General features: G+C 61.6%; 1 protein-coding gene. It reads left to right on the forward strand.

What is annotated here, in order from left to right; all coding sequences use genetic code 11:
- Positions 1–459: 459 nt before the first annotated feature.
- Positions 460–2,181 (forward strand): hypothetical protein (locus tag AC1DEY_RS22975; RefSeq protein WP_476870014.1); only part of this gene is annotated, 1,722 nt, incomplete at its 3' end.

Raw genomic sequence — 2,181 nt, forward strand, 5'->3', positions numbered from 1 at the left:
GTCGGCTCATGACTGCCCGTAGGGCCGCTAGACGGCAGTTGCTTACCGGCAGGGACATCCTGCCGCTTGACCTGATGCCGTTGACCGGGGCTACCGATTTGTTTGCTGCCTTTACGGTTCTGAAACCGGACGGGTCGCTGGGTATGGATCCTAGAGCCGTCAGGGATGGGAGACAGGCGGAAGCGGTACGGAAGGCCGGGTTTGATGCTTGGTTCGCCCAGCGAGGGATCAGTACGACGTACTTGGACCACGACGCACGCTATGAGGAAGTCCTGACAGCGAGCCGGGCGCACTGGGGCCTAAACCACCAAGGCCAGCCGACATCCGGACCCAGCAATAACTGAATAGCAACACCATTCGCAGCCCGCTCATGGCGGGCTTTTTTGTACCCAAATTCAGACCAAACGACAGGAAATATCACCAATGGTCAACGCCACAATCTCTGTAKGGGCGGACTACATGATCCCCCCATTCATCAAGCTATGGGACGGCAGCCTTCCTCAGCGGCTCCAGGATGCTGACCTCAGCACGAAGATTGACGGGCGGATCACGCCTGTAGTCAACTCGGCTGTCCCGCCGGCTGTGTCCTCCTATATCGCCAGTGACCCGTCTGTGGTCACCAGCGCCGCGACAATGGCGGCAAGCAACGCCGGGCTCATCCCGAAGTGGAAGGCCAGCACCGCATACACGGCAGGGCAGCAGGTTGTGGCGCCTAGCGGTGACGTCGTGTCCGCCAAAGTGAACTTCACTTCAACCGCGTCCTACTCGGCAACGAACTGGAACCCCTCGACCAATGACGGGCGTATCGGCGTCCTCGAAACCGATAAGTGGCAGAAGCCGATTGATTCCGTCACTACCGACCTGAACAGCTACGTGACAACGGGTTTCTTCCCGGTCACCAAGGCCGGCGTGCTCAACCGCCCGCTTGCGGCAGCAGGCGGGCTGACGGTAACCAACGTCAACGGCGTCACCCTGCAAAAGTGGACCACGAACGAAACCGAACCCCGAGAGTTCTACCGGAACCTCACTAGTGGCACGTGGTCCGCGTGGAGTAATGCCAACTGGCGCGGCGGCAGCCTGGGGAGCACCGATGACCTTAACAACATCGTGGCGCAGGGCTCCTACAACATCCCCAACAGTGGGACGCTGAACAAGCCCTTCATTGGCACCGGCAAGGTGGATGTGTGGACCATTGGCGCAGTCACCACGCAGGTGGCACTCAGCCTGGAAGCCAAACAGCGCCAGATGATCCGGCAGAAGGTCAGCGGCGTGTGGTCCGAGTGGACTGTCCTCAATGACTCGGTATCCGCTCCGACCCGCTCTGCCATCGGCACGTGGAGCCCGACGCTGACCGCTGTGAACGCCTACGAATACATCACGGAGTTCAACAAGGACCGCACGGTGGGCTTCAACGGCAACCACGGCGGCGGCAACCTGATGGAGACCCGCGACAACGGCTCGACGTGGACTGACCTGAAGGTCTTCGCCAAGCCGTTCCTGTGGGTGCGTCAGCTGGATAACGGCGAACTGCTCGCCTGCACCGCGATTGACCCTGATCCCCGCGAGCTGTGGCTCTCCGCCGGGTACGGGACCGGCACGGTGACGTGGACCAAGGTGCTCACCGGGCACGCCCCCTACGTGACGTTCACCGAGTCCTGGAGCGTTGACACCTACAAGAACATGATCTTCGCCGCCGAGTACGGACCCAAGCTCCCGACGTGGAACAGCGCAACGGTGACGGAGAATGCCCGCTACGTCTACATGAGCCTCGACTACGGCAAGACATGGTCCACGGTCTTTGACCTGAACGACTACCTGCTGAACACGCAGGGCAAGGGGAACGTCACCGGCAACCACGTCCACGGCGTGTGCTGGGACCCGTACTGGGACCGCATCTGGGTCACGTTCGGCGATGACACCAACGGCATCCTGTACTCGGATAACCTCGGTGCGACGTGGCAGACCGCGTTCTACGGCACGGCGACGAACTCGCCGTATCAGGTGGTGGGCATCATCGCCATGCCCAAAGCGGTCCTGTTCGGCACTGACGTAGCCCCTAACGGTGTGCAGCGGATCAGCCGGACACAGGGCAAGCACCTCGGCGCCTACACCATCGAACAGGCGTACACGATCCCTGGAGATGACGGCACGACGCGGACCAACCTGTGCCACGCCATGCGC

This window comes from Arthrobacter sp. 05T47 (assembly GCF_056395825.1).